A 26229-nucleotide genomic window follows, 5' to 3' on the forward strand; every position below is an offset into this window, starting at 1 on the left:
AAGGCTCCCAGTAGACGACTGGGTTGATAGGCCAGATGTGGAAGCCCGGTAACGGGTGGAGCTGACTGGTACTAATAGGCCGAGGGCTTGTCCTCAGTTGCTCGCGTCCACTGTGTTAGTTCTGAAGCAACGAACGGTTGCTGGTTTCTAGAGCTAGAACATAACTACAAAGTGTGCTTGTTCGCTCGAAACCGATTAGGGTTTCGGTGGTCATAGCGTTAGGGAAACGCCCGGTTACATTCCGAACCCGGAAGCTAAGCCTTTCAGCGCCGATGGTACTGCAGGGGGGACCCTGTGGGAGAGTAGGACACCGCCGAACAATTTTTCAAAGGACCCCTGGTCCAGCGTTCAACGCTGGAGCAGGGGTCTTTTTTGTTTTCCAGATCTTTACGCCGAAGCGCGGCCATGGGTTGGTTGCGCGAGAATGACTAGCGGTACCCCGAAGACAGGAGTCACACCCATGTCCAACTCTCCCGACGATCGTCCGGAGCGCGAGCCTCGGCGCAACGACGGCGGTGACAGGGGCGGCTACCGCGGGGGCCGTGACGACCGTGGCGGCGAGCGTCCGCCGTTCCGTCGCGACGACCGTGGTGGCGACCGTCCTGCCGGCGCCGGCGGTGGCTTCCGCCGTGACGACCGTGGCGGTCGTCCGGCCGGCGGTGGCGACCGTCCGTCGTACCCGCGTCGCGATGACCGTCCCTCCGGTGGCGACCGTCCCTCTGGTGGCGGCTTCCGCCGCGATGACCGTGGCGGTCGTCCGGCCGGCGGTGGCGACCGTCCGTCCTTCCCGCGTCGTGATGACCGTCCCTCTGGTGGCGACCGTCCTTCCGGTGGCGGCTTCCGCCGCGATGACCGTGGCGACCGCCCCTCTGGTGGTGGCTTCCGCGGCAACGACCGAGGCGACCGTCCGTCGTACCCGCGCCGTGATGACGACCGTGGTGGGTTCCGTGGCGGTCGCGACGACCGTGGCGGGGACCGTCCGTCCTTCCCGCGTCGTGATGACCGTCCCTCTGGTGGCGACCGTCCCTCTGGTGGCGGCTTCCGCCGCGATGACCGTGGCGACCGCCCCTCTGGTGGTGGCTTCCGCGGCAACGACCGAGGCGACCGCCCCTCCTACCCGCGCCGTGACGACCGCCCCTCCGGTGGCGACCGTCCGTCGTACCCCCGTCGCGATGACGACCGTGGTGGGTTCCGCGGCGGTCGCGACGACCGCGGTGGCGACCGTCCCTCGTACCCCCGTCGTGATGACCGTCCCTCCGGTGGCGACCGTCCGTCGTACCCGCGTCGTGACGACCGTCCCTCCGGTGGCGGCTTCCGTGGGAACGACCGTGGTGACCGTCCCTCTGGTGGTGGCTTCCGCGGCAACGACCGAGGCGACCGTCCGTCGTACCCGCGCCGTGACGATGACCGTGGTGGGTTCCGCGGTGGGCGTGACGACCGTGGCGGGGACCGTCCCTCGTACCCGCGTCGTGATGACCGTCCCTCCGGTGGCGACCGTCCCTCTGGTGGTGGCTTCCGCGGCAACGACCGTGGCGACCGTCCCTCCTACCCACGTCGTGACGACCGTCCCTCTGGTGGCGACCGTCCGTCCTTCCCGCGTCGTGATGACCGTCCCTCCGGTGGCGACCGTCCGTCGTACCCCCGTCGCGATGACGACCGTGGTGGGTTCCGCGGCGGTCGCGACGACCGCGGCGGCGACCGTCCCTCGTACCCCCGTCGTGACGACCGTCCCTCCGGTGGCGACCGTCCCTCTGGTGGCGGCTTCCGCCGCGATGACCGTGGCGACCGCCCCTCCGGTGGTGGCTTCCGCGGCAACGACCGAGGCGACCGTCCCTCCTACCCGCGTCGTGACGACCGCCCCTCCGGTGGCGACCGTCCGTCGTACCCCCGTCGCGATGACGACCGTGGTGGGTTCCGCGGCGGTCGCGACGACCGCGGCGGCGACCGTCCCTCGTACCCCCGTCGTGACGACCGGGGTGGCGACCGCGGTGGGTTCCGCGGGCGTGACGACCGGGGTGGCGACCGTGACTTCCGTGCGGACCGGGACCCGGTCAAGCGGCTTCCGATCGACGACGACGTCACCGGTTTCGAGATCGACTCCGATGTTCGCCAGGAGCTGCTGAGCCTGCCCAAGGGGCTGGCCGAGGAAGTCTCCAAGAACCTGGTCATGGTGGCCCGGCTGATCGACGAGGACCCGGAGCAGGCGTACGCGTACTCGCGCATCGCCCTGCGTCTGGCCTCCCGTGTCGCCGCGGTGCGCGAGGCCGCCGGCTTCGCCGCCTACGCCAACCAGAAGTACGCCGAGGCGATCGCGGAGTTCCGCGCCGCCAAGCGGATGACCGGTTCGGTCGAGCTGTGGCCCGTCATCGCCGACTGCGAGCGCGGCCTCGGCCGTCCGGAGCGGGCGCTGGCCATGGCCGGCGAGCCCGAGGTGCAGAAGCTGGACAAGGCCGGACAGGTCGAGATGCGTCTGGTCGCGGCCGGTGCCCGCCGGGACATGGACCAGCTCGACGCCGCCATCGTGACCCTGCAGAGCCCGGAGCTGGCCTCCAGCTCCGTGCAGCCGTGGACCGCGCGTCTGCGGTACGCCTACGCCGACGCCCTGCTGGCTGCCGGTCGTGAGGACGAGGCGCGCGAGTGGTTCGCCAAGACCCTCGAGGCCGACAAGGACGGGGCCACGGACGCCTCCGACCGTCTCGCCGAGCTGGACGGTGTCGAGTTCGTCGACGCTTCCGCCGACGACTCGGACGAGGAGGTCGACGTCGAGGACGAGTTCGACGACGAGGAAGAGGAAGAGGACGAGGACGAGGACGACCCGGAGGTCGTTGCCGCCGAGCGTGCCTCCGACCAGGCCGAGTACTACGACGAGGACGACGACGAGTACGAGGGCGACATCGAGGGCGATGTCGATGTCGACGTCGACGTTGATGTCACCGACGAGATCGTCGTTCTCGACGAGGACGAGGACGAGGACGACGACCGTCGTGACGCCGGAGTCCGCGACGACGGCTGAGTGAGCTGAGAAGGGCGGTACCCCCGATGGGGGTACCGCCCTTTTTTGTTGCTCCGGGGCGTCCGTCAGTCCACGCTGCGCAGGACCAGGCCGGTGGCCGGCTTCGGGCCGAAGGAGGTGGACTTGCGGGGCATGGTCACGCCCTGGCGGGCCAGTTCCCGTACGACCGACTCGCGCACGGGGTGCAGCAGGACGGCCGTGCCGCCGAGGCGCTCCGCCATCTCGACGGTGGCCTCGGTGTCGTGGATGTACGAGATCTGGTCGGGGGCGTCGGGAACGGCCCAGAGCGTGTCCAGCAGCGTCGCGTGGAGGACCGTGGCGTCCAGCCGGCGCCAGGCCTCGGGGCGGTCGCCGCGGACCGTGCGCTCGATCAGGGCCGGCTCGGGGTCGGTGACCAGGTGGAAGGTGCCGTCGCCGGTGAGCAGGAAGGCGTTGCCGAGCTCCGCGGCCTCGGCCAGGGCCGCCATGGCGGCCGGCAGCGGGCCGTCGACGGTGCGGACCCGGAAGCGGCCGTCGAGTGCGGCCAGGGCGTCGGCGGGGGCCAGGCACCGGAGCAGCCGGTGGATCGCGCGGACCTGGAGCGGGTAGCGGGCGGTGTCGACGAGGAGGACCAGGCCGAAGTCCCAGGGGGTGGGGGAGCCGTGCTCCTCCTGGAGGCGCAGGTACGTCGCCCAGCGGTGGTGGCCGTCGGCGATGAGGGCCTGGCGGTCGCCCAGGTCGGCGGTGATCGCGGCCAGGTCGGCGGGGTCCGTGACGGCCCACAGCCGGTGCTGGAATCCGTCCTCCGTGGTGGTGGAGAACAGGGGGGTGGAGTGGGCGGTGCGTTCGACGACCGCTGCCGCACCCGCCGCCGGATCCTCGCCGAGGTAGGTGAGGAGGAGCGGTTCGAGATTGGCCGAGGTGGCGCGCATCAGGCCGGCGCGGTCGGTGACCACGTGGGGCATGACGTCCTCGTGGGGGAGGACGATCCCGGCGTCGGCCGCGGAGAGGGCGAGGGCCCCGATGACCCCGCGCTGGAGCAGCTCGCCCCTGCGCTGCTCGTAGACGTAGAGGGCGGGCACCGGGTCGGCGCTGAGGATGCCCTCCGCGAGCCAGTCGCGCAGGGTGTGCGCCGCCTGCTGGTTGCGGGCGGCGGGGGTGTCGGCCTGCGGGAGGATCAGGCGGACGATGTTGTGGGGGTCGGCGGACTCCAGGTGGTTGAGTCCGTCGGGGCGCACGACCACGTCGTACGGCGGCGAGGTCACGGCGGCCAGACTGCCGACGCGCTCGGGGACATAGCGCAGGCCATGGAACGGGATCAGGCGCAGTCCGTGGTCCGCGGTGCCAGATGTGGTCATTGGTGAATCGTAAGACCCGTCTCGCCATGCGGGATGATCGGGGGAGTACGGAAACCGGACAAGATCGATCTCGCCCAGCTACCGCTGGGAGGAGCCCCAGGAGGAGCGGACACCATGACGCGGCAGAGCAGGACCCTTCCCGCCGGCAGTGAGCGGAGTCTGCACCGGGCGTACGACACGGCTCTGCTGGACCTCGACGGCGTGGTGTACGCGGGCGGGGAGGCCATCGCGCACGCCGTGGACTCGCTCGCGGCGGCGCGGGCCGACGGGATGCACCTGGCGTACGTGACGAACAACGCGCTGCGCACCCCCGACGCGGTCGCCGGGCACCTGAGCGAGCTGGGGATCCCCACGGAGGCAGGCGAGGTGATCACCTCCGCGCAGGCGGTGGCCCGTCTCATCGCCGAGCAGGTGGAGCCCGGGTCGAAGGTGCTGGTGATCGGCGGCGAGGGGCTGCGGGTCGCGCTGCGCGAACGCGGGCTGGTGCCGGTGGACTCGGCCGAGGAGGAGGGGCTCGCCGCGGTGGTCCAGGGGTACGGGGGGCCGGATCTGCCGTGGGGGCGGTTCGCGGAGGCCTCGTACGCGATCAACCGCGGGGTGCCGTGGTACGCCTCCAACACGGACCTGACGATTCCGGGGGCGCGGGGGATCGCGCCCGGCAACGGGGCCGCCGTGGAGGTCGTACGGATCGCCACGGGCGCCGAACCCCAGGTGGCGGGCAAGCCGTTGCCCCCGATGCACCGCGAGACCGTGCTGCGGACCGGGGCGAAGCGGCCGCTGGTGGTCGGGGACCGGCTGGACACCGACATCGAGGGCGCCTTCAACGGGGACGTGGACTCGCTGCTGGTGCTGACCGGGGTGACGGACGGGGCGCAACTGCTGCGGGCCGAGCCGAAGTACCGGCCGACGTACGTGGACCGGGACCTGCGCGGGCTGCTGACCGGGCAGCCGGAAGTGGTGGCGGCCGACGGGGGCGGCTTCCGCTGCGGGAGCTGGACCGCGGTGGCGCTGGACGGCGTACTGGAGCTGCGCGGCGCGGACGGCGGGCCGGTCGGTGACGATGGTGCGATGGACGGGTTGCGGGCGCTGTGCGCGGCGGCCTGGACCCAGGCGGGGGACGGCTCGTGCGGGCTGGACGCGGGGAAGGCGCTGGCCAAGCTGGGGCTGTGAAGGCTGTTGGGGGGCTGTGATCTGTACGGGCCGCACGAGCCGGTGGGAGCCGGGCTGAGGGTGGGCGCCGCCGGGTCCTGGCAGGTCAGGGCCGGTCGGGGCCGGGTCCGAGGGCCCGGCGGGAGGGCCGTTCGGGGGAGCCGAGCAGGGCGGAAGGTAGGTTAGCCTAACTTTCGTGTTGGTCGAGAGTCCCCCCGAACCGAGCGCGGCGCCGGCCGCCGCCACCCGCTCGCGCCACGGCGCGCGAGCCGCCGGTCTGCTCGCCGCCTTCGGCGTGCTCGCGCTGATCGCGGTGGCGAGCATCGCCATCGGCGCCAAGCAGATGCCCCTCCACGAGGTCTGGCACGGCCTGTTCCACTACTCCGGGACGGCCTCCGACGTCGTCGTGCGGGACCTGCGGGTCCCGCGCACCCTCCTCGGCGTGCTCGTCGGCCTCGGCCTCGGGCTGTCCGGCGCCGTGATGCAGGCGCTGACCCGCAACCCGCTGGCCGAGCCGGGCATCCTCGGCGTCAACGCCGGGGCCGCGGCCGCCGTCGTATCGGCCATCAGCTTCTTCGGGGCCTCCTCGCTGAGCGAGTTCGTGTGGTGGGCCTTCCTCGGCGCCGCCGTCGTCTCCGTGGTCGTGTACGTGCTCGGCGGCAGCCGCAGCGCCACGCCGGTGCGCCTGGCGCTCGCCGGTACGGCGGCCACCGCGGCCCTCGTCGGGTACATCAACGCCGTGCAGCTGATGGACAGCAAGGCGCTGGACAAGCTCCGCTTCTGGACGGTGGGTTCGCTGGCCTCCGCCAACATGGACACCGTCCGGCAGGTGGCGCCCTTCCTGGTGGTCGGCGCCGTCCTCGCGCTCAGCCTGGGCCGGCCGCTCAACGCCATGGCCATGGGAGACGACACCGCGCGGGCGCTCGGCGCGCACCTGACGCGGACCCGGATCGGTGCGATGGTCGCCATCACCCTGCTGTGCGGGGCCGCGACCGCCGCCTGCGGGCCGATCGTCTTCGTCGGCCTGATGATCCCGCACCTCGTACGGTTCTTCACCGGCCCGGACATGCGCTGGGTGCTCGCGTACTCGGCGGTGCTCTCGCCCGTCCTGCTGCTCGGCGCCGACGTCATCGGCCGGGTCGTCACCCGGCCCGCCGAACTCCAGGTCGGCATCGTCACCGCGCTCATCGGCGGACCCGTCTTCATCTACCTCGTCCGGCGCAAGAGGATGGCCAAGCTGTGACAGTCACCGACGCACCCGTCAAGGCGCGCCGCGGCCGGAATGGGCCCCGCCCGCTGTACCTGCCCGGCGGGAGGTCGCTGCGCGTGGAGCGGCGCGCGCTGGGCGTGGGGGCGCTGCTCCTGGTGCTCACGCTGGCGATGGCCGTCCTGCTCATCGGCACCGGCGACTTCGACGTCGCCCCCTGGGACGTCGTACAGACCCTGCTGGGCAACGGCACGCCCGCGCACGAGTTCATCATCAACGACCTGCGGCTGCCGCGGGTCCTGGTCGCCGTCCTGGTGGGCGCCGCCCTCGGGATGGCCGGCGCCGTCTTCCAGTCCGTCTCGCGCAATCCGCTCGGCTCGCCGGACGTGCTCGGCTTCGGCTACGGATCGGCCGTCGGCGCGCTGGTGGTCATCGTGCTGTTCCACGGGGGCGCCGGCGAGGTGGCCGTCGGGGCCCTGGTGGGCGGGCTGGTGGCCGGAATCGCCGTGTACCTGCTCGCGTACAAGCAGGGCATCCACGGCTACCGGCTGGTCCTCGTCGGCATCGGCGCCTCCGCGATGCTCGTCGCCGTCATCCAGTACCTGCTGACGAAGGCGCAGCTCGTCGACGCCACCCGCGCCATGGTCTGGCTGACCGGCTCGCTGGCCGGCCGGGACTGGGCGCAGGTCTGGCCGCTGCTCGCGACCTGCGCGGTGCTGTTCCCGCTGGTCCTCGGCCAGAGCCGGGCGCTGCGGATGATCGAGATGGGCGACGACGCGGCGTACGCCGTCGGGGTGCGGGTGGAGCGGACCCGACTGCTGTTGATGGTGGCGGCGATCCTGCTCACCACCGCGGCCAGTGCCGCGGCCGGGCCGATCAGCTTCGTCGCGCTGGCCGCGCCGCAGCTCGCGCGCCGGCTGACCCGCTCGCCCGGGGCGAGCCTGCTGACCGGCGCGCTGATGGGCGCGCTCCTGCTGCTGGTGTCCGACTGGGCCTCACAGCGGGCCTTCGGCGCCGACCAGTTGCCGGTGGGAGTGGTGACGGGGCTGGTCGGCGGCTGCTACCTGCTCTGGCTGCTCGTCACCGAGCGCAAGGCGGGCCGCATATGAGGAACCAGAGCGGTATGAGCAACCAGAGGAGCAGGCAAGTGCAGCGGCTGACCGCGGAGAACGTGACCCTGGGCTACGACCAGCGGGTCATCGCCGAGAACCTGTCGGTGGAGATCCCGGACAACTCCTTCACGGTGATCGTCGGGCCGAACGCCTGCGGCAAGTCCACTCTGCTGCGGGCCCTTTCGCGGATGCTGAAGCCGACGGCGGGGCGGGTGCTGCTGGACGGGCAGGCCATCGGGTCGATGCCGGCGAAGAAGGTGGCCAAGACGCTGGGCCTGCTGCCGCAGTCCTCGATCGCCCCGGACGGGATCACGGTGTCGGACCTGGTCTCGCGGGGCCGCTACCCGCACCAGGGGCTGCTGCGGCAGTGGTCGGGCGAGGACGAGCGGATCGTGAACGAGTCCATGGCCGCCACGGGGGTCGAGGAGCTCGCGGACCGGGCGGTGGACGAGCTGTCGGGCGGGCAGCGGCAGCGGGTGTGGATCGCGATGGCGTTGGCGCAGCAGACGCCGCTGCTGCTGCTGGACGAGCCGACGACCTACCTGGACATCCAGCACCAGATCGAGGTGCTGAACCTCTGCGCGGAGCTTCACGAGGAGCAGGGGCGGACACTGGTCGCCGTACTGCACGATCTGAACCACGCGGCGCGCTACGCCACCCACCTGATCGCGATGCGGGACGGGAAGGTCGTGGCGGAGGGGCCGCCGGCCGAGGTGGTCACGGCGGAGCTGGTGGAGCGGGTGTTCGGGCTGCGGTGCCAAGTCATTTCGGACCCGGAGACGGGGACGCCGCTGGTGATTCCCGCGGCCAGGCTTGCTCGCGCGGCCGGGTAGGTGGCGGGGCGGCTGGTGGGGTCGGCAGGTGCGGCGCCGTTCCCGGGGCTCTGCCCCGGACCCCGCGCCTCAAACGCCGGCGGGGCTGATTTTGGCTGAGGCCGGATTTGCCCGCGCCGGATTGGGGAGGCCGGATTTCGCTAGAGCAGGCTCTTGAGGCGGAGGAGGTCGCGGAAGCCCGCTTCCAGGCGTATGCGGCCCGAGGCCCAGGCCTTGGGGAACTTCAGGTCGCCGGCGACCAGGGCGACCAGGTCGTCGCCGGTCATCGCGAGCCGGATCTCGGCCTTGGCGGGCGGTGGGCCGGGGGCCACCGCGTCCACGCGGATCCGGCCTCCGTCGAGGCGGCCCGTGAACGTCCGGTCCAGGTCGGTGATGTGGCAGCTCAGCGAGCGGTCGAGCGCGGTCGCACCGCGCACGTCGCCTTCGGCCCGCGCCAGGTTGTCGGAGAGTTGGTCGAGTGCCGCTCGGCACTCCTCGATCGTAGCCATCGTGATCCCGACCGTACCGCAGAGCCGTGAGCGGTCGCGGGCGCCCTACGCGGTAGCGTCGGGGGCATGAGCGAAGAAGTGCCGGCCGCGGTCCAGGAACCGGACGAAGCCTCGGCCGCGCCCGCCGGGCCGGTCGCGCTGGGCGTCGTACGCACCCCCACCGGGCACCCCGGGGCGGACGCCGCGCTGGAGCGGCTGGCGGACGTGGACCACCTCCCGGCGGACGGACACGTCGAGGTGTACGAGGATGTGCACAGGGGGCTGCGCTCCGCGCTGACCGCGCTGGACGCGACCGAAGGCCCCCGTCCGCACGAAAACAGGAGCTGAACCGATCGTGGCAGGAGTGGCACGCCGCCGCCTGGACGCCGAACTGGTACGCCGCAGCATGGCCCGCTCGCGCGAGCACGCCGCGCAGCTGATCGCCGCCGGCCGGGTGACCGTGGGCGGCAACACGGCGACGAAGGCGGCCACCCAGGTCGAGACCAGCGCGGCCCTCGTCGTCCTCAAGGACGACAGCGACCCCGACTACGTCTCCCGGGGCGGCCACAAGCTGGCGGGGGCGCTCGCGGCCTTCCAGCCCCTGGGGCTGCGCGTGGAGGGGCGCCGGGCGCTGGACGCGGGCGCCTCGACCGGTGGTTTCACCGACGTGCTGCTGCGCGCCGGGGTGGACCACGTGATGGCCGTCGACGTCGGCTACGGCCAGCTCGCCTGGTCCCTGCAGAGCGACGACCGGGTCACCGTCAAGGACCGCACCAACGTGCGCGAGCTGACGGTGGAGCTGATCGACGGGGTTCCCGTGGACCTGGTCGTCGGAGACCTCTCCTTCATCTCCATCGGGCTGGTGCTGCCCGCCCTCGTACGCTGCTGCGCGCCCGACGCGGATCTGGTGCTGATGGTCAAGCCGCAGTTCGAGGTCGGCAAGGACCGGCTCGGCAGCGGGGGCGTGGTGCGCAGTACGGAGCTGCGCGCCGAGGCCGTGCGGGACGTCGCGGCTCAGGCGTGGAAGCTGGGCCTGGGCGTGGTCGGGGTGACGGCGAGCCCGCTGCCGGGCCCCTCGGGCAACGTCGAGTACTTTTTGTGGCTGCGGGCGGGGGCTCCGGCACTCGACCCGGCGGATGTTGACCGTGCAGTGGCGGAGGGGCCGCAGTGAGTGATCTTTCGGGGGACCCGGCACAGTCGGGGGAGTCAGGGGAGTCGGGGCAGCGGACCGTCTTCCTGCTCGCGCACACCGGGCGGCCGGCGGCCATCCGCAGCGCCGAGCTGGTGGTGCAGGGGCTCCTGCGCAGCGGGCTGGGCGTACGGGTGCTGCGGCACGAGGCGGTGGACCTGCCGCTGCCGCCCGAGGTCGAGCTGGTGGCCGAGTCCGAGTGCACCCCGGAGGTGCTCGACGGGTGCGAGCTGCTGATCGTGCTGGGCGGCGACGGGACGCTGCTGCGCGGCGCGGAGTTCGCGCGCGGCTCGGGGGTGCCGATGCTCGGCGTCAACCTGGGGCGGGTGGGCTTCCTCGCGGAGGCGGAGCGGGACGACCTGGACAAGGTCGTGGACCGGGTCGTGACGCGGGAGTACGAGGTCGAGGAGCGGATGACCCTCGACGTGATCGTGCGGACCAACGGGGACGTGGTGCACCGGGACTGGGCGCTGAACGAGGCGGCCGTCCAGAAGGTGTCCCCGGAGCGGATGCTGGAGGTGGTCCTGGAGATCGACGGGCGCCCGGTGTCCGGCTTCGGCTGCGACGGGATCGTCTGCGCGACGCCGACGGGCTCGACGGCGTACGCCTTCTCGGCCGGCGGGCCGGTGGTCTGGCCGGAGGTGGAGGCGCTGCTGATGGTGCCGATCAGCGCGCACGCGCTGTTCGCGAAGCCGCTGGTGACCTCGCCGGACTCGGTGCTGGCCGTGGAGGTGCAGACCGGGACCCCGCACGGGGTGCTGTGGTGCGACGGGCGGCGGACGGTGGAGCTGCCCGCCGGGGCCCGTGTGGAGGTCCGGCGGGGCGCGGTGCCGGTGCGGCTCGCCCGGCTGCACCACGCGTCGTTCACGGACCGGCTCGTCGCGAAGTTCGCGCTGCCGGTATCGGGCTGGCGCGGGGCCCCGCATTAGGTGGCGCGTCCGTCCCGTCAGGCGGGCGGGCGCGGGCGCCGTACCGGTTCCGTACGGGTTCTGTGCACCGTGCGTACGTAAATAGCATGATTGTTCGAGTCGGTTCGGGCGGGTGACGTCACATGGCACCCATGAAACCTCGGTATCGTCGTCCCGTGCTTGAGGAGATGCGGATACGGTCGCTCGGGGTCATCGACGACGCTGTGGTCGAGCTGTCACCCGGTTTCACCGCGGTGACCGGCGAGACCGGCGCGGGCAAGACCATGGTCGTCACCAGCCTCGGGCTGCTGCTCGGCGGGCGCGCCGACCCCGCGCTGGTGCGGATCGGGGCGAAGGCGGCGGTCGTCGAAGGGCGCATCGTCATGCGCCCGGACGCCCCCGCCGCGCTGCGCGCCGAGGAGGCCGGCGCCGAGCTCGACGACGGCGCCCTGCTGATCAGCCGGACCGTTTCCGCCGAGGGCCGCTCGCGCGCCCACGTCGGCGGCCGCTCCGTGCCCGTCGGGCTGCTCGCCGAACTCGCGGACGACCTCGTCGCCGTCCACGGCCAGACCGACCAGCAGGGCCTGCTCCGGCCCGCCCGGCAGCGCCAGGCCCTCGACCGGTACGCGGGCGACGCGGTCGCCGTCCCGCTGGAGAAGTACGCCGCCGCCCACCGCAGGCTGCGCGCCGTCGCCGGAGAGCTGGAGGAGATCACCACCCGGGCCCGGGAACGCGCCCAGGAAGCCGATCTGCTCCGCTTCGGGCTCGACGAGATCGCGGCGGTGGAGCCGCTCTCGGGTGAGGACACCGAGCTGGCGGCGGAGGCGGAGCGCCTCGGGCACGCCGAATCCCTGTCCTCGGCCGCGCAGGTCGCGCACGCGGCCCTCGCCGGCAACGTCGAGGACCCGGAGGGCGTCGACGCGGGCGCCCTCGTCGCCGGGGCGCACCGCGCACTGGAATCCGTACGCTCCCACGACCCGGCGCTCGGCGCGCTCGCCGAGCGGATCGGGGAGCTGGGCATCCTGCTCGGGGACGTGGCCGGGGAACTCGCCGGGTACGCGGACGACTTGGACGCCGATCCGCTGCGGCTGGCGGCCGTGGAGGAGCGCCGGGCGGCGCTGACCCAGCTGATCCGGAAGTACGGATCCACCGCGAACGGCGTGGACTCCGTCCTGGAGTGGGCCGAACGGGGTTCCGTACGGCTGCTGGAGCTGGACGGCGACGACGAGCGGATCGGGGAGCTGACCGCCGAGCGCGACGGGCTGCGGCTGGAACTCTCCGCACTGGCCCAGGCGTTGACCGACGCGCGGAACGAGGCGGCGACCCGCTTCGCGTCGGCGGTCACCGAGGAGCTGGCCTCCCTGGCGATGCCGCACGCGCGGGTCACCATCGACGTCCGGCAGACCGAGGACCCCGAGGGGGTCGAGGTCGGCGGCCGGCTCGTCGCGTACGGTCCCTCGGGCGTCGACGAGGTCGAACTGCTGCTGGCCCCGCACCCGGGCGCCCAGCCGCGGCCGATCGCCAAGGGCGCCTCGGGCGGTGAGCTGTCCCGGGTGATGCTGGCCGTCGAGGTCGTCTTCGCGGGCTCCGACCCGGTGCCGACGTACCTCTTCGACGAGGTCGACGCGGGCGTCGGCGGCAAGGCGGCCGTCGAGGTCGGGCGGCGGCTCGCGAAGCTGGCCAAGTCGGCGCAGGTGGTCGTCGTCACGCACCTGCCGCAGGTGGCGGCCTTCGCGGACCGGCAGCTTCTGGTCGAGAAGACCAGCGACGGGTCCGTGACCCGCAGCGGTGTCACCGTCCTGGAAGGCGAGGCCCGGATCCGCGAGCTGTCGCGGATGCTGGCCGGCCACGAGGACTCGGCGTCGGCGCGGGCGCACGCGGAGGAACTGCTCGAAGCGGCCCGGAGTTCGGCGTAGGGCCCGGTGCCGAGCTCGGTTTCGGGCGCCGTGTCGTCACCAGGGTGACGCCCGGCTAGCCCGTGTGGGTGAGGATCGGGGGGTCGGGGCGGTATCTCACACGGGATCCGCACCCGTATGGTCCCGGAACGCGCGTGCGGACTGGCATTCTGGGCGACGTCCCTGCCTTCCTCCCTCACCCTGGAGCTTCGGCCCGTGAGCAGCTCCCCGGTCCCGGTCCCCGTCCTTCGCACCGTCCAAGTCCTCGGCGGCGCGAGCGGTGGTGCGCACGTGCGGTCGCTGGCCACCGGGCTCGCCGCGCGCGGCGTACGGGTCACCGTGTGCGGGCCCGTCGAGACGGAGGGGGAGTACGACTTCACCGGCGCGGGCGCGCGGTTCACCCCCGACGCGGTGAGCGCGCTGCGGTCCGCCTGTGTAGAGGCCGACGTGGTGCACGCGCACGGCGTACGGGCGGGCATGCGCGCGGCGCTGGCCCTGCGCGGGCGGCGGGTCCCGCTGGTCGTGAGCTGGCACGGGGGCGGCCCCGGCGGCGGCCGCCTCAGCCTGCTGCTGGAACGGCACGTGGCCCGGGCGGCCGCGATCGTACTCGGCGCCTCCTCGGCACAGGTGGACCTGGCCCGGCTGCGGGGGGCGCGGGACGCGCGGCTGGCGGCGGTGGCGGTGCCGGTGGCCGTGCCGGTGTGTTCTTCCGGCGCTTCGGATGCCGCGGACCAGGGGAAGGTGCGGGCGGAACTCGGCGCGGTCGAACGGCCGTTGCTGATCGCGGTCGGCAGCCTGGTGCCGCGGCGCGGGTACGCCGTGCTGCTGGACGCGGCGCGGGAGTGGCGGACGCTGGACCCGGTGCCGTTGCTGGTGATCGCGGGAGAGGGCCCGATGCGGGCGGAGCTCGCGCGGCGCATCCAGACGGAACGACTGCCGGTACGGCTGCTCGGGCGGCGGCGGGATGCCGCGCGGCTGCTGGCGGCGGCCGATGTCGCGGTGCTGCCGAGCCGGTGGGAGGCGCGGTCGCCGCTCGCGCAGGAGGCTCTGCGGATGGGCGTGCCGTTGGTGGCGACCGCGGTGGGCGGGGTGCCGGAACTGGTGGGGTCGGCGGGTGTGCTGGTGCCGTACGGGGACGCGGGGGCGCTGGCCGCTGCCGTGGCCGGGCTGCTGGCCGATCCCGCGCGGCGGGGGGCGCTGGCTCTGGCGGGGCGGGCCCAGGCTTTGACGTGGCCCTCGGAGGACGACACGGTGGCGCAGGTCCTGTCGGTGTACGACGAGTTGACCTCGCGTCGGCGCTAGCCCCTGGCCGGGGGTGGAGCCCGTGTCGCGGGTGGGCCGGTGCCGGGGGCGGGGTGGGGTGTCGGCCTGGACTGCATGATTTAGGCGCCCTCTGCTCGACTCTGACAGGGCGCGGGCTGCTCCGGCGCCACAAATCACGCTTTACGTCCCGGCCAACACCCCACCCCGCCCCCGTCCCCGTCCCGGGCCGCCCAGGTCCCGACTCCGGCCGGGGTTGTTCCTTTCAGCCGTCCGGCGTTTGAGGACCGGGGTCTGGGGCGGAGCCCCAGGGGTCCGGGCGCAGCCCGGGGCCCCCGCTTTCAGCCCGTCCGGCGTTTGAGGACCGGGGCAGGGCTGGCCCTGGGAACGGTGGAAGGGCGGGTAGGGGACTTCGCCCCGCAGGGCCGAACCAGCCGCACCCGCCCACCGGGCTCGACGCCAGCGGGCGGTGGAACGCACTCCGACCGGCCACCGCCGGACGGAGTCCGGCGCAGCGGCGCGAAGCCGGTAAGGCCCGCAAGGGCCGAGCCGTGCGAGCGGCGCGTCAAGAAGGTGTGGGAATCGCGTGGCGGCGGGCGCGGAGGGCCAGGCTGAGGGAGAGGACCGTCTCCGGGTCGTCCAGGTCCGCGCCCAGGAGCTCCGAGATGCGGGCCAGGCGGTTGTACAGGGTCTGGCGGTTCAGGTGGAGCTCGCGCGCGGTCTCCGCCTTGCGGCCCGCGTGGGCCAGGTACGTCTCCAGAGTGGGCAGGAGCGGCGGACGGGACTGGGTGTCGTGGACGCGCAGGGCGCCGATCGCCCGGTCCACGAAGGCCGCCAGGTCGGGGTGTTCGCGTAGGCGCCACAGGAGCAGGTCGATGTCGAGGCGACGGGCGTCGTACCAGGGCCGGGCCGGCAGCCCGGCCGCGGCGGTGGCCGTCTCGGCCGCGTGGCGCAGGCCCGCAGAGGCCGCCGCCCAGCTTCCGCAGACGCCGACGACGACCGCCGGCGCGGCCCCCGCCCGGTCCAGGCCGGCCCGTTCCACGCCGGCGCGCAGCGCCGCCGCGACCCGGTCCGCCACCGTCGTGCGCTCGGCGTCGGAGCGGAGGGAGACCAGGAGGGGGACGCGGCCTTCGACCGGGCGGACGCCGAGGAGCACCGGGACGCCGACGGAGGCGAGTTCCTCCAGGACGGCCCGGGCCAGGACCGCCCAGTTTCCGGACGGGGCCAGGTCCGAGGACAGCCGCATGACGATGGGGAGGAGCGGGCCGGGGCCCGGCTTGAAGCCCAGGACGCGGGCCTGGGCGGGGGCGTCCTCCGCCGAGATCCGTCCCTCCGCCAGGTCCGTGAGGAAGTCGCCGCGGCCGCGCGCCGCCAGCTCGTCCTCCTGTCGGGCCTGCATCAGCACGACGGCCAGTACGCCGGCCGTCCGCTCCGCCGCCATCCGGTGCACGGGGAGCAGCGGGGCGGACACGCCCAGCAGGACCAGCCGGGCCCGTACCGAGCCCGTGCCGCGGCCGCCGCCCGGGACGTCGACCACCACGGCGTTGCCGGACGGCTCCGCCGGGCGCTGGCCCCGTAGGCCCTCCCAGACCTGGAGCGGGTCCGCCGCGGCCTCCCCGGCGACCGGGCCGGCCGCGTACAGCAACTGGCCGTCGGGGGTTTCCAGGAAGACCGGGTTCGCCGTGAAGTCCGCCAGGATGTGCAGCACTTGGGGGATCCCGCCGCCGTCGAGGAGGGCTTCCGTGCAGCGCCGGTGGACTTCCTCCGCCCGCTGGAGCAGGGCGTAGTGCCCGTTGACGATCTCGGTGTGGACCTCCTCCGTGACGGTCACGAAGGGGACCTCCCGGTGGAGCTGGACGAGGGGGAGGCCGACCGCCCGCGCCGTGTCCACGAGGGTCGCCGGGAGCCGGGTGAAGCGGGGGCCCAGCTCGACGACCAGTGCGGCGATGCCCCGGTCCGCGAGGCGGCGTACGAAGGCGCGCTGCTCGGCGGGGCGGGTGCCGAGGCCGAGGCCGGTGGTCAGCAGCAGCTCGCCGCCCTTGAGCAGGGAGGCGATGTTGGGGACCTCGCCGGCGTGCACCCAGCGCACCGTCCGGCCGAGCCGGTCGGCGCAGGCCACCACCTCCGGGAGCCCGCCGCGCAGCCCCGGCAGCTCAAGTGCCCGCTGAACCGTGATCCCGCCCTGATTGTCCATATGGCGGACGCTACCGGGGCTCTTGTTCCGTGCACATCACCGAGCGGTTACGGGGTTCCATCTACCCCCGTCCGGCCCGACAACTCGTCGCCTTGTTAAGGAGATTATCGGACTGCATGCCGATTGTGGCGTACGTCACGCGGGGAGAGAGTGAGCGCCCTCACGACAGGAACGAGGAGCCATGAGCACGGATAGCAGCACCGGCGGCGGCGCACCCCAGGTCCAACGGTTGAAGGCCAATTCGGTGGGCCTGGTCGGTGTCGTCTTCATGGCCGTTGCCACCGCAGCCCCCATTACCGCGATGACCGGCAACCTTCCCATCGCCGTCGGCTTCGGAAACGGCATCGGCGCCCCTGCCGGATACCTCTTCGCGACCGCCGTCCTGACCGTCTTCGCCGTCGGCTACGTCGCCATGGCCAAGCGGATCACCGCCGCCGGCGCCTTCTACGGGTACATCTCGCACGGCCTCGGCCGGATCGCCGGCATGGCCTCCGGCATGCTCGCGGTCCTCGCCTACATCGTCTTCGAGGCCTCGATCGTCGGCGTCTTCTCCTACTTCACCAAGACCACCGTTCAGGACCAGCTCGGCATAGACCTGCCCTGGATCGTCTACGCGGTCGCCATGCTCGCGGTCACCGCGGCCCTCGCGCACTTCGACATCAACCTCACGGCCAAGGCGCTGGGCGTGATGCTCATCGCCGAGATCGCCGTGCTCTTCGCCGTCGCCACCGCCGTACTGATCGCGGGCGGCGGCCCGGACGGGATCCCGGTCGAACCCCTCAACCCGAAGAACGCCTTCACCGGCCTCTCCGCCGGGCTCGGGCTCTTCTTCGCCTTCTGGTCCTGGGTCGGTTTCGAGTCCACGGCCATGTACGGGGAGGAGTCCAAGAACCCGAAGAAGGTCATCCCCAAGGCGACCCTGATCTCCGTCGTCGGCGTCGGCCTCTTCTACATCTACGTCTCCTGGATGACGATCGCCGGCAACGGCCTCGCCAAGTCGGTGGAGCTCTCCGCCTCCGCGAGCCCGCTCGACCTGTTCTTCGTCCCCACCCAGACCTTCATCGGCGCCTGGGCCGTCGACGCCTTCCAGTGGCTGCTGCTCACCGGCTCCTTCGCCTGCGGCATGGCCTTCCACCAGTGCGCCGCCCGCTACCTCTACGCCATCGGCCGCGAGGGCTTCCTGCACCCGGGCCTGGGCCGTACGCACGCCAAGCACGGTTCCCCGTACATCGCCTCCACGGTGCAGACGGCCATCGCCACCGGCCTGGTCGCGCTGTTCTGGCTGACCGGGCAGGACCCGTACATCCACCTGTACACGCTGCTCGCGATCCTCGGCACGATGGCGATCCTGATCGTCCAGACCCTGTGCTCCTTCGCGGTGATCGGCTACTTCCGCAAGAACCACCCCGAGGACCGGCACTGGTTCCGCACCTTCACGGCCCCGCTGATCGGCGGCATCGCCATGGCCGCCGTGGTCGTCCTGCTGCTGGTCAACATGAAGACGGCGGCCGGGCTGGCCGCCGACTCGTTCTTCTTCACGCTGATCCCGTGGATCGTCGGGGTCGTCTTCTTCGGCGGGCTGGGACTCGGCCTGTGGCTGAAGTACAAGGCCCCCGAGCGCTACGAGATCATCGGCCGCGTCGTCCTGGAGGACGCCGCCGAGCGCACCGACGAGCCCGCCGACCAGTCCGCCTCCTCCGCCGCGAACGTCTGAGAAGGAGCCACCGCCATGGCCCGTACGCCACTGATGCACGCGCTCCGTCAGCTCGCCGCCGAACACGCCGCCGCCCGACAGCTGGGACTGCCCGTCGCCGAGGTCCGCGGCTCCACCCGCCGCCAGCTCCTGGGACGCGCCGCCGCGCTCGGCCTCGGCACCGCCGTCGCCTCGGCGGCGGCAGCCCCGGCGCTCGCCCGGGCCGTGGAAGCCGCCCCCGACAAGAAGCCCGTCACCCCCGCCCGCGTCGCCGTCGTCGGCGCAGGCATCTCGGGACTGACCGCGGCCCTCACCCTCAAGGACGCGGGCGTCGCCTGCACCCTCTACGAGGCCAACCCGAGCCGCGTAGGCGGCCGGATGTGGACCCAGCGCTCCCTGTGGGCCTACGGGCAGACCTCCGAGATCGGCGGCGAGCTGATCGACACCAGCCACAAGAAGATCCTCGAACTGTGCCGCCGCTTCAACCTCCCCACCGAGGACTTCCTCGGCGGCGGCCCCAACGGGGCGGAGGAGATCCTCTGGTTCAACGGCACGTACTACCCGCGCGAACACGCCGACGAGGACTTCAACGCCGTCTACCAGGCACTGCGTCGCGACCTCCAGGAGGCCGGCGAGGTCTCCTGGAACTCCTCGACCCCCGCGGGCACCGCCCTCGACAACATGACGATCCACCAGTGGATCGAGACCCGGATCCCCGGCGGGCACGGCTCACAGCTCGGCCGCTTCATCGACGTGGCGTACAACGTCGAGTACGGGGCCGACACCGACCAGCAGTCCGCCCTCGCGCTGGTCCTGCTGATGGGCTACCAGCCCAACCCGGGCAACTTCAACGTCTGGGGCCTGTCCAACGAGCGCTACCACATCACCGGCGGCAACGACCAGCTGCCGAACGCCATCGCCCAGGCCCTGCCCGCCGGCTCGATCGTCATGGGCCGCGAGCTGGTCGCCGTACGCGTCTCCGCCGACGGCACCCAGACGCTGACCTTCAACGACGCGGGCACCACTCGGACGGTCGTCGCCGACCACACCATCCTGTGCCTGCCGCTGCCGGTCCTCCAGCGGATCGACATCACCGGCGCCGGCTTCGACCCGCTGATGAAGAACCTGCTGCGCGACGCCCGCATGGGCTACTGCACCAAGCTCAACATGCAGTTCACCAGCCGCCCCTGGCGCGGCACCGGCCCCTGGCCGGGGGTCTCCGCCGGGGACTGCTTCACCGACAGCGAGGTCCAGCAGACCTGGGACACCACCAAGATCCAGCCGGGCAACGGAGGCATCCTGCTCCAGTACGGCGGCGGCACCCTGGCCGGCGCGATCACCCCGGCGACCCCCTTCGCCACCGACTCCGACCCCTACGTACGCGCCCTCGCGGGCCGGATGCTCACCGGGATCGACGCCTTCTTCCCCGGCACCAAGGCGGCCTGGAACGGGAAGGCGCAGGTGTCGGCCTGGCACCGCAACCCGTACGCCCTCGGCGCGTACTCGTACTGGCCGACCGGCTACCTGCACAAGTACGCCAAGTACGAGGGCACCGCGCAGGGCCGGATCCACATCGGCGGCGAGCACTGCAGCTACGACTTCCAGGGGTTCATGGAAGGCGGGGCGACCGAGGGGGAGCGGGCGGCGAAGGAGGTGATCACCGCCCTCACGTAAGCCTCAGGCAGGCTGGATGTTGTGGTTGAAGCGGAAGACGTTGTCCGGGTCGTACTCCCGCTTCAACCGGCCCAGCCGCCGCATGTTCTCGGGCCCGAGGCCGGCCGCCACCCGGTCTCCGCCCTCGTCCCCGGTGAAGTTGAGGTAGACCGCGCCCGTGCTCCACGGCTGGACGTCGGCGCGGACGTCCCTGACCCACTGGCGGCCGCGTTCGTCGTCGGCCGGATCCTCCCAGGCACCGAACGGGTGGACCGCCCAGGGCGCGTCGCGGAACGACACCGGGTAGTCGGCCGGCCCCTCGGCGATCGCGCCGCCCTGGGGCCACACCACGTGCTGGGTGCCGCTCGGCACCGGCATGGAGTCCGCGCGGGCGCAGAACACGTCCACGAACGCGTCGGGCACCCCGGTCAGGTACTCCGCCGACCAGTAGTTCCGCATGCCCGGCGGATCGTCGAGCATGCACTGGAGGTCCGGGTAGGGCAGGACCGTCACCAGCTCCGCCTCGTGCGGGATCACCAGCAGCGGCGCGGCCAGCCGGCGCAGCTCCTCCACGGGACCCGCGTACGTGATCAGCGCGCTCGCCAGCAGCCGGCCGACCAGGTGCGGCGGGACGAACTCCTCGGGCGGGCCCGTCAGGTAGATGGCGCCGCCGCCGGCCTCCCGCGGCCCGTCCTCCATGACGTCCCGGTACGTACGGACCATCTCGGGCCCGTGCTCCGGCAGGTACAGCAGGAACGCGAGGGACATGACCGGCAGCTCGTGCAGTTGGAGGGTCAGCGAGGTCGCGATGCCGAAGTTCCCGCCGCCGCCGTGCAGGCCCCAGAACAGCTCGGGGTGGTCCTCCGCGGTCGCCGTCAGCATCTCCCCGTCGGCCGTGACCAGGTCCACGGCGAGCAGGTTGTCCACCGCCAGGCCGAACTTGCGGTCCAGCCACCCGGTGCCGCCGCCCAGCACGAAGCCGCCGACCCCGGTGGTGGAGACGCGGCCGCCTGTGGTCGCCAGTCCGTACCGCTCGCAGGCCCGGTCCAGATGACTCATCGTGGCGCCGCCCTCGACGCGGACGGCCGAGGCCCCGGGATGGACCGTCACCTCGTGCATGCGGCGCAGGTCCACGACCACGCCGCCGTCGTTGAGGGACATCCCGGCCACGCTGTGGCCGCCGCCGCGCACGGCTACCGGCAGGTCGAGCCGCCGTGCGAAACGCACGGCGGTGACCACGTCCACCGGGCTCTCGCACTGCGCGATGACGGCCGGCCGGCGGTCGATCATCCCGTTGTAGAGGATGCGGGCTTCGTCGTACCCCGGATCGTCCGGAACGAGGACGGCGCCGGACAGATCCTCGCGGAGCTCGGCAAGTGCCGTGCCCGCCTTCGAGAGGGGAGCCATGGCTACCCCCTTCCGGGAGAGGCGGAAGGGCATACGACCCCTCCAGGTTAGTCAGCCCCCGTACGCCCCGCTCGCCGTGAGCCGCAGCGCCGTGTCGATCAGGGGGACGTGGCTGAAGGCCTGGGGGAAGTTGCCGACCTGGCGCTGGAGCTTCGGGTCCCACTCCTCCGCCAGCAGGCCCAGGTCGTTGCGGAGCGCGAGCAGCTTCTCGAAGAGGCGGCGGGCCTCGTCGACCCGGCCGATCATCGCGAGGTCGTCCGCCATCCAGAACGAGCAGGCCAGGAAGGCCCCCTCGTCGCCCTCCAGACCGTCGACGCCCGCCTCCTCACCCGCCGTCGGGTAGCGCAGGATGAAGCCGTCGGGGGTCGACAGCTCGCGCTGGATCGCCTCGATCGTGCCGATCACCCGCTTGTCGTCCGGCGGCAGGAAGCCCATCTGCGGGATCAGCAGGAGGGACGCGTCCAGCTCCTTGGACCCGTAGGACTGCGTGAAGGTGTTCCGTTCCTTGTCGAAGCCCTTCTCGCAGACGTCCTGGTGGATCTCGTCGCGCAGCTCCCGCCACCGGTCCAGCGGCCCGTCCGCGTCCCCGCTCTCGATCAGCTTGATCGTTCGGTCCACGGCCACCCACGCCATCACCTTCGAGTGCACGAAGTGCCGCCGCGGGCCGCGCACCTCCCAGATGCCCTCGTCGGGCTGGTCCCAGTGGGTCTCCAGGTAGCGGATCAGCTTGAGCTGGAGCAGCGAGGCGTAGTCGTTGCGCGCCAAGCCGGTCATGTGGCCCAGGTGCAGGGCCTCGGTGACCTCCCCGTACACGTCGAGCTGGAGCTGGCCGGCGGCGCCGTTGCCGACCCGGACCGGCCGGGAGTTCTCGTAACCCGGCAGCCAGTCCAGCTCCGTCTCGCCGAGCTCCCGCTCGCCCGCGATCCCGTACATGATCTGCAGGTTCTCCGGGTCGCCGGCGACCGCGCGCAGCAGCCACTCGCGCCAGGCGCGGGCCTCCTCGCGGTACCCGGTGCGCAGCAGCGAGGACAGGGTGATGGCGGCGTCGCGGAGCCAGGTGTACCGGTAGTCCCAGTTGCGGACCCCGCCGATCTCCTCCGGGAGGGAGGTGGTCGGCGCGGCTACGATCCCGCCCGTGGGGGCGTACGTGAGCGCCTTGAGGGTGATCAGGGAGCGGATCACCGCCTCCCGGTAGGGGCCGTGGTACGTGCACTGCTCGACCCAGTCGCGCCAGAACTCGGTGGTCGCCGCGAGGGCCTCCTCCGCCTCGGGCGGCTGCGGCGGCTCCTTGTGCGAGGGCTGCCAGCTGATGCAGAAGGCCATCCGGTCGCCCGGCCCGACGGTGAAGTCGGAGTACGTGGTCAGGTCCTTGCCGTACGTCTGCGCCTTGGTGTCCAGCCAGACCGAGTCGGGGCCCGCCACGGCCACGGTGCGGTCGTCGACCCGGTGCACCCAGGGCACCACCCGGCCGTAGCTGAAGCGCATGCGCAGCGCGGAGCGCATGGGGACGCGCCCGCTGATGCCCTCCACGATGCGGATGATCTGCGGTGCGTGGTCCTCGCGGGGCGGCATGAAATCGATCACCCGGACCGTGCCGCGCGGGGTGTCCCACTCGGACTCCAGGACCAGCGAGTCACCGCGGTAGCGGCGCCGGGTGGCACGCGGGGCCTCGGTACCGGCCGGGAACGCCGGGCCGATCCGCCAGAACCCGTGTTCCTCGGTGCCGAGAATGCTCGCGAAGACGGCATGGGAATCGAAACGTGGCAGGCACAGCCAGTCCACCGCCCCGTCCCGGCAGACCAATGCCGCGGTCTGCATGTCGCCGATCAGTGCGTAATCCTCGATGCGCCCGGACACGTTGCATCTCCAGTCGAACAGCCACGTCCGCCCCGAAGGGCGCTTGCATTGCGCGATGCCGCGGATTCTCCGGTGATGTGGATGGCCGCGTCCAGCCCATGATTCCGGAACCGGACGGGTTACGCCGTTCGCGGGGCCGCTCGGCGGGGATGTGATCGAGATCCGAGCAGGACAAGACGGCACCCTAGTGATCCCCGTCAGCTTGGGGACAATGAGGTTCGGCCGAACGGGTGAGCGGGGGCGATACCGCCGTGGCGGGCCCCGCGGATGCCCGGAGGAGGCCCGGCGGAACGCCCCCGCCGCGTGGCCGGAGGCGGACCGGCCCGGGCGCTGATAGGCTGGTATCCCGTGGACCGGTGGTCTGCCTGTGCGAATCAGGAGCCCCGAAACCGCAGCTTCGGCGCCCCCTGAGACCCTCCGGTTCGACGGTGGCCGGCGCCGGACGCACCTCACCTCGCGACCACGGGAGCCCCCTCTTGGCGATGCCGCCCAAATCCATGACGACCAAGCACATCTTCGTCACCGGGGGTGTCGCTTCCTCCCTCGGCAAGGGCCTGACGGCCTCCAGCCTGGGTGCGCTGCTGAAGGCGCGCGGTCTTCGGGTCACGATGCAGAAGCTCGACCCGTACCTGAACGTCGACCCCGGCACGATGAACCCGTTCCAGCACGGCGAGGTGTTCGTCACCAACGACGGCGCCGAGACCGACCTGGACATCGGTCACTACGAGCGCTTCCTCGACGTCGACCTCGACGGCTCGGCCAACGTCACCACCGGCCAGGTCTACTCGCAGGTCATCGCCAAGGAGCGGCGCGGCGAGTACCTCGGTGACACCGTGCAGGTCATCCCGCACATCACCAACGAGATCAAGCACCGCATCCGGCGCATGGCGACCGACGACGTCGACGTCGTCATCACCGAGGTCGGCGGCACCGTCGGCGACATCGAGTCCCTGCCGTTCCTGGAGACCGTCCGCCAGGTCCGCCACGAGGTCGGCCGCGACAACGTCTTCGTCGTGCACATCTCGCTGCTGCCCTACATCGGCCCCTCCGGCGAGCTGAAGACCAAGCCGACCCAGCACTCGGTGGCGGCGCTGCGCAACATCGGCATCCAGCCCGACGCGATCGTGCTGCGCGCCGACCGCGAGGTCCCGACCTCCATCAAGCGCAAGATCTCGCTGATGTGCGACGTCGACGAGGAGGCCGTGGTCGCCGCGATCGACGCCAAGTCGATCTACGACATCCCCAAGGTGCTGCACACCGAGGGCCTGGACGCGTACGTCGTGCGCAAGCTCGACCTGCCCTTCCGCGACGTCAACTGGACCGTCTGGGAGGACCTGCTGGACCGGGTCCACAACCCCGACCACGAGGTCAAGGTCGCGCTCGTCGGCAAGTACATCGACCTGCCGGACGCCTACCTGTCGGTGACCGAGGCGCTGCGCGCCGGCGGCTTCGCCAACAAGGCCCGCGTCGAGATCAAGTGGGTCACCTCCGACGACTGCAAGACCCCGGCAGGCGCCGCGGCGGTGCTCGGCGACGTGGACGCGATCTGCGTGCCCGGCGGCTTCGGCGACCGCGGCGTCAACGGCAAGGTCGGCGCGATCACCTACGCCCGCGAGAACAAGGTCCCGCTGCTCGGCCTGTGCCTGGGCCTGCAGTGCGTGGTCATCGAGGCCGCGCGCAACCTGGCGGGCATCGCGGACGCGAACTCCACCGAGTTCGACGCCTCCACCCCGAACCCGGTGATCTCCACGATGGAGGAGCAGCTCGCCTTCGTCGAGGGCGCGGGCGACCTGGGCGGCACCATGCGCCTGGGCATGTACCCGGCGAAGCTCGCCGAGGGCTCCATCGTGCGTGAGGTCTACGGAGACCAGGCGTACGTGGACGAGCGCCACCGCCACCGCTACGAGGTCAACAACGCCTACCGCGGTGAGCTGGAGAAGAAGGCCGGTCTGGTCTTCTCCGGCACCTCCCCGGACAACAAGCTCGTCGAGTACGTCGAGTACCCGCGCGAGGTCCACCCCTACCTGGTGGCCACCCAGGCCCACCCGGAGCTGCGCTCGCGCCCGACGCGCCCGCACCCGCTGTTCGCGGGTCTGGTCAAGGCGGCCGTGGAGCGGCAGCAGGCCGCGAAGTAGCCGACGCGGCCTGACCGCATAACGTAGGCAGCCGGGGTACGGAGATCCGTACCCCGGCTGTCGCGCGTTGTGGAGGGCTTCGGGGCATGGAGATCAAGGACACGGCGGAATCCTGGGAGACGTTGTCGACGCGGCGGCCGTTCGAGGGCGCGAAGACGGCGGTGGCCTCGGACGTGGTGCGGATGCCGGACAGGTCCACGGCCCGCCGCGACTACCAGGTGCACCCCGGGTCGGTGTGCGTGCTCGCTCTGGACGACGCGGGGCGGGTGCTGGTGCTGAGCCAGTACCGCCACCCGGTGCGGCGGCGGCTGTGGGAGCTCCCGGCCGGTCTGCTGGACGTCGTGGGGGAGAACCCGCTGCACGGGGCGCAGCGCGAGCTGCAGGAGGAGGCGCACGTCAAGGCCGAGGACTGGCGGGTGCTGGCCGACTTCTACGCGTCGCCCGGCGGCTCGGACGAGGCCACCCGGATCTTCCTCGCGCGGGGCGTCTGCGAGGCGGACGGCGAGCGCTATGCGGAGTCCGGCTCGGAGGAGGCGGACATGGAGCTCGCCTGGGTGGCGCTGCCCGAGCTGGTACGGGGTGTCCTGGCGGGCGAGCTGGGCAACCCCGGGCTCGTGACGGGAGCCCTGGCCCTGTCGGCCGCCCTCGCCGCCGACCCGTCCCTGTCCTCCCTCCGCCCGGCGGACGCTCCGTGGCAGGCCCGGCCGTACGAGGCGTAGCCCCTGGGGTGCGGCGCCGTTGCCGGGGACCGGTCCCCGGGCCCCTGCGCCTCAATCGCCGGCGGGGCTGGGGGTGTCCTGTGTCGGTGCTTGCTGCGTGCGGGGCCGGTGCCGGGGGCGGGGTGGGGTGTCGGCCTGGACTGCATGATTTAGGCGCCCTGTGCGCAGCTTCGGCAGTGGGTGGGTGTTGCTGCGCCACAA

The 26229-nt window shown here is 72.3% G+C and carries 19 protein-coding genes, 2 rRNA genes and 1 pseudogene; 17 read left to right on the top strand and 5 right to left on the bottom strand.

The features are described 5' to 3' along the window. The 4 genes and pseudogenes from AC061S_RS40575 to AC061S_RS40590 form a co-directional block, all read left to right on the top strand. Nucleotides 1-95, top strand: a 23S ribosomal RNA gene (locus AC061S_RS40575); the annotation flags it as partial. 107 nt (nucleotides 96-202) lie between these two features. Next, nucleotides 203-319, top strand: a 5S ribosomal RNA gene (gene rrf, locus AC061S_RS40580). Between the two features lie 303 nt (nucleotides 320-622). After that, nucleotides 623-1687: pseudogene (locus AC061S_RS40585) on the top strand (hypothetical protein); the annotation flags it as partial. A gap of 432 nt (nucleotides 1688-2119) precedes the next feature. Beyond that, a complete protein-coding gene (locus tag AC061S_RS40590) occupies nucleotides 2120-3013 on the top strand; it encodes a tetratricopeptide repeat protein (RefSeq protein WP_478690902.1) in 894 nt (297 codons plus the stop codon). Between the two features lie 65 nt (nucleotides 3014-3078). Here the strand turns inward: AC061S_RS40590 and AC061S_RS40595 are convergent, their stop codons facing one another. Continuing rightward, nucleotides 3079-4350, bottom strand: coding sequence for a DUF1015 family protein (locus AC061S_RS40595; protein ID WP_478690887.1), 1272 nt, complete (start codon nucleotides 4348-4350; stop codon nucleotides 3079-3081). A 114-nt stretch (nucleotides 4351-4464) separates the two neighbouring features. On the opposite strand from AC061S_RS40595, the gene AC061S_RS40600 reads away from it, so the two are divergent. The 4 genes from AC061S_RS40600 (at nucleotide 4465) to AC061S_RS40615 (ending at nucleotide 8651) form a co-directional block, all read left to right on the top strand. Next, a complete protein-coding gene (locus AC061S_RS40600) occupies nucleotides 4465-5520 on the top strand; it encodes an HAD-IIA family hydrolase (protein WP_478690888.1) in 1056 nt (351 codons plus the stop codon). A gap of 178 nt (nucleotides 5521-5698) precedes the next feature. Then, nucleotides 5699-6742 (top strand): FecCD family ABC transporter permease, encoded by a 1044-nt coding sequence (locus AC061S_RS40605; RefSeq protein WP_478690903.1) that lies wholly within the window; start codon nucleotides 5699-5701, stop codon nucleotides 6740-6742. Beyond that, nucleotides 6739-7815, top strand: a complete 1077-nt coding sequence (locus AC061S_RS40610) for a FecCD family ABC transporter permease (protein ID WP_478690889.1) — start codon at nucleotides 6739-6741, stop codon at nucleotides 7813-7815. The genes AC061S_RS40605 and AC061S_RS40610 overlap by 4 nt, the downstream gene beginning before the upstream one ends. Before the next feature lie 14 nt (nucleotides 7816-7829). Further along, nucleotides 7830-8651, top strand: a complete 822-nt coding sequence (locus AC061S_RS40615; protein ID WP_478690890.1) for an ABC transporter ATP-binding protein — start codon at nucleotides 7830-7832, stop codon at nucleotides 8649-8651. A 140-nt stretch (nucleotides 8652-8791) separates the two neighbouring features. Here AC061S_RS40615 and AC061S_RS40620 read toward each other — a convergent pair whose 3' ends face one another. Continuing rightward, nucleotides 8792-9139 (bottom strand): sterol-binding protein, encoded by a 348-nt coding sequence (locus AC061S_RS40620; RefSeq protein ID WP_385384314.1) that lies wholly within the window; start codon nucleotides 9137-9139, stop codon nucleotides 8792-8794. Nucleotides 9140-9205: 66 nt separating this feature from the next. Here AC061S_RS40620 and AC061S_RS40625 point away from each other — a divergent pair, with 66 nt between their 5' ends. The 5 genes from AC061S_RS40625 (at nucleotide 9206) to AC061S_RS40645 (ending at nucleotide 14412) form a co-directional block, all read left to right on the top strand. Beyond that, on the top strand, nucleotides 9206-9466 hold the full coding sequence (locus AC061S_RS40625; RefSeq protein WP_478690891.1) for a hypothetical protein: 261 nt from the start codon (nucleotides 9206-9208) through the stop codon (nucleotides 9464-9466). 7 nt (nucleotides 9467-9473) lie between these two features. Further along, complete coding sequence (locus AC061S_RS40630) at nucleotides 9474-10289, top strand: TlyA family RNA methyltransferase (RefSeq protein WP_478690892.1); 816 nt, start codon at nucleotides 9474-9476, stop codon at nucleotides 10287-10289. After that, nucleotides 10286-11236 (top strand): NAD kinase, encoded by a 951-nt coding sequence (locus tag AC061S_RS40635; RefSeq protein ID WP_478690893.1) that lies wholly within the window; start codon nucleotides 10286-10288, stop codon nucleotides 11234-11236. Before AC061S_RS40630 ends, AC061S_RS40635 begins: the two co-directional genes overlap by 4 nt. Before the next feature lie 167 nt (nucleotides 11237-11403). Beyond that, nucleotides 11404-13131, top strand: coding sequence for a DNA repair protein RecN (recN, locus tag AC061S_RS40640; protein WP_478690904.1), 1728 nt, complete (start codon nucleotides 11404-11406; stop codon nucleotides 13129-13131). A gap of 195 nt (nucleotides 13132-13326) precedes the next feature. Further along, nucleotides 13327-14412, top strand: coding sequence for a glycosyltransferase family 4 protein (locus AC061S_RS40645; protein WP_478690894.1), 1086 nt, complete (start codon nucleotides 13327-13329; stop codon nucleotides 14410-14412). Between the two features lie 523 nt (nucleotides 14413-14935). Here AC061S_RS40645 and AC061S_RS40650 read toward each other — a convergent pair. Then, the gene (locus tag AC061S_RS40650; protein WP_478690895.1) at nucleotides 14936-16564 is read right to left on the bottom strand and encodes a PucR family transcriptional regulator; all 1629 of its coding nucleotides are present in this window, start codon (nucleotides 16562-16564) and stop codon (nucleotides 14936-14938) included. Between the two features lie 181 nt (nucleotides 16565-16745). Between AC061S_RS40650 and AC061S_RS40655 the strand changes: the two genes are divergently transcribed. Together AC061S_RS40655 and AC061S_RS40660 are read left to right on the top strand one after the other, a co-directional pair. Then, entirely contained in the window at nucleotides 16746-18278 is a 1533-nt protein-coding gene (locus AC061S_RS40655; RefSeq protein ID WP_478690896.1) for an APC family permease, read from the top strand. A 15-nt stretch (nucleotides 18279-18293) separates the two neighbouring features. Then, on the top strand, nucleotides 18294-19931 hold the full coding sequence (locus AC061S_RS40660; RefSeq protein ID WP_478690897.1) for a flavin monoamine oxidase family protein: 1638 nt from the start codon (nucleotides 18294-18296) through the stop codon (nucleotides 19929-19931). A 3-nt stretch (nucleotides 19932-19934) separates the two neighbouring features. Here AC061S_RS40660 and AC061S_RS40665 read toward each other — a convergent pair whose 3' ends face one another. Further along, nucleotides 19935-21317, bottom strand: coding sequence for an FAD-binding protein (locus AC061S_RS40665; protein WP_478690898.1), 1383 nt, complete (start codon nucleotides 21315-21317; stop codon nucleotides 19935-19937). Between the two features lie 51 nt (nucleotides 21318-21368). Continuing rightward, nucleotides 21369-23174 carry a glycoside hydrolase family 15 protein gene (locus AC061S_RS40670; protein ID WP_478690899.1) on the bottom strand — a complete coding sequence of 602 codons (1806 nt, stop codon included), beginning with the start codon at nucleotides 23172-23174 and terminating at the stop codon, nucleotides 21369-21371. Nucleotides 23175-23656: 482 nt separating this feature from the next. On the opposite strand from AC061S_RS40670, the gene AC061S_RS40675 reads away from it, so the two are divergent. Next, complete coding sequence (locus AC061S_RS40675; protein WP_478690900.1) at nucleotides 23657-25309, top strand: CTP synthase; 1653 nt, start codon at nucleotides 23657-23659, stop codon at nucleotides 25307-25309. An 86-nt stretch (nucleotides 25310-25395) separates the two neighbouring features. After that, a complete protein-coding gene (locus AC061S_RS40680; protein WP_478690901.1) occupies nucleotides 25396-26028 on the top strand; it encodes an NUDIX domain-containing protein in 633 nt (210 codons plus the stop codon). Nucleotides 26029-26229: the final 201 nt, after the last annotated feature.

It is taken from the genome of Streptomyces sp. CA189 (genome assembly GCF_056428985.1).